This window comes from Archangium sp., from assembly GCF_036389735.1.
Classification (GTDB): domain Bacteria; phylum Myxococcota; class Myxococcia; order Myxococcales; family Myxococcaceae; genus Archangium.
Genome location: NZ_DASVWK010000472.1, coordinates 1 through 5655 on the forward strand (window position 1 = coordinate 1; position 5655 = coordinate 5655).

Sequence of the window (5655 nt, forward strand, 5' to 3'; positions counted from 1 at the left end):
CCCGGGCACTCCGCGCCTCCTCGAGCGCCTCCTCGCTGCGCTCCCGCGTCGCGCGAGCCTCGGCCTCCCGGGCGCGCTCCTGGGCCTCTTCCAGTTCGGCCCGAGCGCCCTGCGCCTCATCGCGCGCCTGCTCGGCCAGGGTCCGGGCGTCATCCGCCTGCTCGCGTGCCTCCTCCGCCTCCTGTGAGGCCTGCTCGGAGCGCTCGCTGCTCGCCTGGGCCCGCCCCCGCACCACCACTACGCGTTCCTCGGAGGAGCCCTTCTCCGGGGGCGAGGATTGAATCTGGCAGGCCGTCCCGAATAGCACGCCTAGAACCGCCTGCCACCGCCATAGACCCTTTCGCATACGCCGCTCTCCTCGCCGGGGCTGTCGCTCGTTCAAGGAGAAGATGGACAGAAGGGCGGGGGTGCCAAGCGCACCGATCGCTCCAAGGCCCTGTTCCCATGCCCGCCTCATGAGCGATCAGCCCCGTCGCCCGCGCTCCTCGCGGGCCTCAGGAGGTCGGGAAGGGATTGCGCTCGGCGAACTGCCGCTGGTGCCAGTAGGGGTAGGCCGAGGGCATGGCACTGGCCGTGTCGAGCTTCGCCACCTGCTCCGGGGTGAGGTTCCAGCCGATCGCGCCCAGGTTCTGGCGCAGCTGCTCTTCGTTGCGCGCGCCGATGATGACGTTGGCGACCGTGGGCCGCTGCAGGAGCCAGTTCAGGGCGATCTGCGGCACCGTCTTGCCGGTCTCCTTCGCCACCTCATCCAGCGCGTCCACCACCTGGTAGAGGTATTCCTCGGCCACCTGCGGGCCGCCCGCGGCCGTCATGGAGTTCTGGAGCCGCGTGCCCTCCGGCCGGGGCTGGCCACGCCGCAGCTTGCCCGTGAGCCGTCCCCAACCCAGCGGGCTCCACACGACGGCGCTGACCTTCTGGTCGAGCCCCAGCGGCATCAACTCCCACTCGTACTCGCGCCCGATGAGCGAGTAGTAGGCCTGGTGGGCCACGTAGCGGGCGAGGTTGTGCCGCTCCGACACGGCCAGCGACTTCATCAGGTGCCAGCCCGAGAAGTTCGAGCAGCCGATGTAACGGATCTTCCCGCCGCGCACGAGGTCGTCGAGCGCGTTGAGCGTCTCCTCGACGGGCGTGACGGCGTCGAAGCCATGGAGCTGGAACAGGTCGATGTAGTCGGTGCCCAGGCGGCGCAGGCTCGCCTCGCAGGAGCGGATGAGGTGGTAGCGCGACGAGCCCACGTCGTTGGGGCCAGGGCCCGCGCGGAAGGTGGCCTTGGTGGAGATGATCACCCGCTCGCGCCGGCCCTTGAGCGCCTGGCCCAGGATCTCCTCGGCCGCTCCGCTGGAGTACACGTCGGCCGAGTCGAACATGTTCATCCCGGCTTCGAGCGAGATGTCGACGAGCCGGGTGGCCTCCTTCACATCGCTCTCACCAAAGCCCTTGAAGAACTCGTTGGTGCCACCGAACGTCGCGGTGCCCAGGCTGAGTACGGGGACCTTGAAGCCTGAGCCGCCGAGTTGTCGGAACTCCATGGAATCGACCTTCCCATCCAGAGGAACGCGCCGACGGGCGCGGTGACGTTCGTTCTAGCTCTTGTACTTCACCGAGCAGCCGTAGGGCTCGGTGGTGGCGGCCGGCACCGGCTTGCCGGACAGGAGCGCGTCCACCGCCGTCTTCACGTGGTTGGTGATGCCCTCCTTCTTGTTGCCGCGCGGGTCGTCGTCGATGGCGCCCGCGTAGCGCACCACGCCCTGCTCATCGATGACGTACATGTGCGGCGTCGTCTTGGCGCCGTAGGCCTTGCCCACCGTGCCGCTCGCGTCCTGGAGCACCGGGTAGGTGAAGCCCTTCTCCTTCTTCCAGGCCGCGGACTTCTCCGCCGCGTTGCTGGAGGTGGAGTCCACCGCCAGCCACACCACCTTCTTGGCGTCCAGGCCCGCCAGCGTCTTCTGCATGGTGCCCGCCGTGTAGTGGCGCTGCACGAAGGGGCATCCGGGGTTGGTCCACTCCAGCACGACGACCTTGCCCTTGTACTGCGCCAGCGAGTGCTCCTTGCCCGACTCGTCCTTGAGGGCGAAGGCGGGGGCGGGCTTTCCCACCTGGGCGGTATCGGCGGCGAGGGCCACCACGGGCAGCATCACGGCGAGGGCGACTGCGGTGAAGAAGGGCTTCATTGCTCGACTCTCCTTGTGGGTACTGCGGAAGAAACCTCTACATCGCGTCGGCCACCCGCCGGGCGGCACGGCGCACGGCCTCGACGACGGAATCCGTGGTGAGGAGCTCGGGCAGCACCTCGGGCTTGTCGGGGGCGGCGGGGCTCACCACCAGGTACATGGGCACCCCCGCCCGGCCGAACTCGGCCAGCTTGGCGCTGATGCGCGCGTCCCGCCGCGTCCAGTCCGCCACGAAGAAGGCCACCTTGTGCTCGGCGAGGGCGGCCCGCACCTCCTCGCGCGCCAGCACGGTGCGCTCGTTGAACTTGCAGGTGAGGCACCAGTCCGCGGTGAAGTCGATGAAGACGGGCTGCCCCGCCGCCAGCGCCGCGGTCACCGCCGCCTCATCCCACGGCTGCGCATCGGCCACCACCGAGCCCTTGCGCAGGGCCGGTCCCGTCTCCTCGAAGCGCAGGGTGAGGACGCCGCCCAGGACGAGCACCGCCACCACGCCCGCCACGCCCGCCGCCTTGCGCCCGCCCGAGACGCCCTGCGCCAGCCCGTACATCCACGCGCCCAGGCCCACCAGCGCGAGGAAGGAGAGCAGCCGCGCCATGCCATCCACGCCCGTGAGGCCGCCCATCACCCACACCAGCCACACCGTGGTGCCCAGCAGCGCGAAGCCGAGCAGTTGCTTGCCGCGCTCCATCCAGGCGCCCGGCTTGGGGAGGAACTTCGACAGTCCGGGCACCAGCACCAGCAGGCAGAAGGGCATCGCGAGGCCCAGGCCCAGCATGAAGAAGGTGGCCAGCACCATGGCGGGACCCGCCGCGAGCGCGAAGCCCACCGCCGTGCCCAGCAGCGGCGCCGAGCAGGGCGTGGCCAGCACCACCGCCAGCACGCCCTCGCCCGCGCTGCGCGACAGGCCGTGGCTCGCGTCCACCTTCTCCACCAGCGCGGTGCCGTCCGTGCCCACGGTGAAGACGCCGAAGAGGTTGAGGGCGAAGGCCACCAGCACCGCGCTCACCGCCGCGACGAAGAGCGGCTCCTGGAATTGGAAGCCCCAGCCCACGGTGCTTCCGCCCGCGCGCAGGGCCAGCACCACGAGCGCCAGCGCCAACATCGAGCCCACGATGCCGCCCGCGTACGCCAGCGCGTGCGCGCCCACCCTCCCGTGCTCGGAGTGCACGGTGCGGGTGAAGCCATACGCCTTGAGGGCGAGGACCGGGAAGACGCACGGCATGAGGTTGAGCAGCGCGCCGCCCAGGAAGGCGAAGAGGAGCACCAGCCCCACCGTCAGCGAGGACTCCGGTGCCACGGCCGTCCCCACCCCGGAAGGCGATGCCTTCACCGCGGCGGCGCCCGGCGCTGCGGCCACCACGGGCGCGAGCGGCAGATCCAACGACAGCGCCTGGTAGCCCGCGGCGGCCGTCCCCAGGCGCAGCACGCCCGCGAGCCGGGGCTCCTTCTCGGGCACGGTCGGGGCGACGTCGCCCTCCAGCTTGAAGGTGCCGGGCTTGCCCGCCACGGGCGACAGCGCCAGGCGCGCGAGGCCGCGGATGCGCTCGGGCACGAAGAAGTCCTTCTCCACCGTGTGCGAGGCCTGGCCCGTGAGGGTGAGGGTGCCGGTGAAGGGCTGGCCGGCGGTGAGCGGCTTCGCGTCGAGCGCGAGCGTCACGACATGGCCGGCGCTCTCGGGCGTCACCGGCACGCGCGCGCGGGAGGCGTCGAAGGCGGGGGCATGCTCGGCGTCCCGCAGCGTCTTGGAGCCCACCGGGAGGTTGCGGGTGAGCATGAGTTGCGCGGGCAGGCAGTGCACCTCGCACACCAGCACGTCCGCCGCCGCCGAAAGCTGGAGCGAGCCCGTGGCCTTCTCGGACACCTGGGCCTCGGCGAAGAGGAGCACCTCCTCCTCGTAGCCGTAGGTGGTGATGTAGCCATCCGGGGTGCGGAAGGTGGAGGGCGCGGGCCACTGCAGCTCGCCCACGGTGGTGCCCGGCGTGTCCCACGTCACCTCGGAGGCGAGGCCCGACTCTCCTGGGTTCTTCCAGTAGATGTGCCAGTGTGGGTCCATCCGGAAGCGCACCCCCACCCGGAAGGTGTCACCGGGCTTCACCTGGGTGACGTCCGTCACGAGGGCCGCTTCCACGCGCTCATCGCCCTGGTCCGGCGCGCCACGCGCCACCGCCGTGGCCGGCAATTCCGCCCGAGCCACGCCCGCGCCGAGGAAGAGCCCCAGCACCGCGAAGAGAAGTCCGCCCCAGCCCAGACGTCGTACCCGCAGCTGCTTCATGCGTCTCCCGTTAACCCACCGGCTCGCCGGCCGCCAGCCTCACGTCCGCCGACTGGAGACCATCAACCGTCCAGGCAGGCGGGCATTCCCACGCGGACACTCCGGGCCCCTGGGTACGGAGAGGGGGGCAGCGCGCCAGCGGTGACGGGGGTGGGGACATTCGGCGCCGTCCGCCTGCTCTCCGGGCGAGGCGGAGGCAACGCTCGACCCAGGCGCCCCCTCAGTTCTTCTCCACCTTCCGCACGGGCATGGCGGGCTGGATGATGCTCAGCCCGGTGCGCGCATCCGCGGCCCGGGCCCGGCGCACCAACAACGCCGGCAGGTCTCCCCCCGCGCGGCGCTCCACCGCCACCTTCAGGTCCGCCAGCCGCTCCACGTGGCGCTTGGCCGGCACTTCCTCCACCGCCAGCTTCACCAGCTCGCGCAGCGCCTCCTCGGCCTGCATCAGCGCCTGCCCGGCCGACACCGGGTTGCGTCGCATCAGCGCCTTCCAGGCCGCGGACTCGGCGCCCACCAGGTCCAGCTCCACGCCCACCGCGCGGATGAAGCGGCCCTCGGGGCTGTCGGGCAGCACCCGCTGCACCGGCACCGTCACCCGGCGCGTGTCGCCATTCTCCGTCCACGTCGTCGTCACCCCGAGCGACCAGTCCGCCAGCTCCAGGCGCCCCGTGAAGAGCGCCCGGCGTGGGAAGGCGTGCGAGAGCGAGCCCAGCCCCGCGCTCAGCGCATCCCCCTCCACGCGCGCCGCGTAGCGGTGGCGACACTGGAGCTCCGTGAAGCCCGTGGGGCGCACGTACAAGCGCGCGTCCGTGCCCACCTCACCGAAGAGCTCGGCCACCAGCGCCGCGGCGGCCACCGGAAGTCCCTCGGGGTCGTCCACGTGCGTGAAGCCCGTGCCCGAGGGCCCCGTGAGGGCCTCGAGGATTTCCGGCAGGTAGTGCCGCCCCAACCCCAGCGCGTGCAACGTCATCCCGGCCTCGGCCACCTTGGTGCCCAGCGTGCGGAAGTCCGCCAGCGAGCGCGGGCCCACCGAGGGCTCTCCGTCCGTGAGCACCAGCAGCTTCGGACGCGCACCGGGGATGAACAGCCGGCGCACGGCGGCGGCACCCGACTCCACCGCCTCGTGAAGCGCGGTGCCCTCACCCGCCTGGAGCGCGGAAAGGCGCTCGGCCAGGGCGTTCCGCGCGCCGGAGTCCATGATGCGCAGGGGCA

General features: G+C 71.7%; 4 protein-coding genes and 1 pseudogene. All 5 read right to left on the bottom strand.

The genetic code is table 11. The features are described 5' to 3' along the window. Nucleotides 1–346, bottom strand: a pseudogene (locus tag VF794_RS16870) (hypothetical protein); the annotation flags it as partial. A 148-nt stretch (nt 347–494) separates the two neighbouring features. Next, nucleotides 495–1529 (bottom strand): aldo/keto reductase, encoded by a 1035-nt coding sequence (locus VF794_RS16875; protein ID WP_331111623.1) that lies wholly within the window; start codon nt 1527–1529, stop codon nt 495–497. Between the two features lie 54 nt (nt 1530–1583). After that, nucleotides 1584–2171 carry a thioredoxin family protein gene (locus VF794_RS16880; protein ID WP_331111625.1) on the bottom strand — a complete coding sequence of 196 codons (588 nt, stop codon included), beginning with the start codon at nt 2169–2171 and terminating at the stop codon, nt 1584–1586. 37 nt (nt 2172–2208) lie between these two features. Further along, nucleotides 2209–4443 carry a protein-disulfide reductase DsbD family protein gene (locus VF794_RS16885; protein WP_331111627.1) on the bottom strand — a complete coding sequence of 745 codons (2235 nt, stop codon included), beginning with the start codon at nt 4441–4443 and terminating at the stop codon, nt 2209–2211. Nucleotides 4444–4663: 220 nt separating this feature from the next. After that, on the bottom strand, nt 4664–5655 hold a 992-nt coding region (locus tag VF794_RS16890; RefSeq protein WP_331111628.1), incomplete at its 5' end, for a VWA domain-containing protein.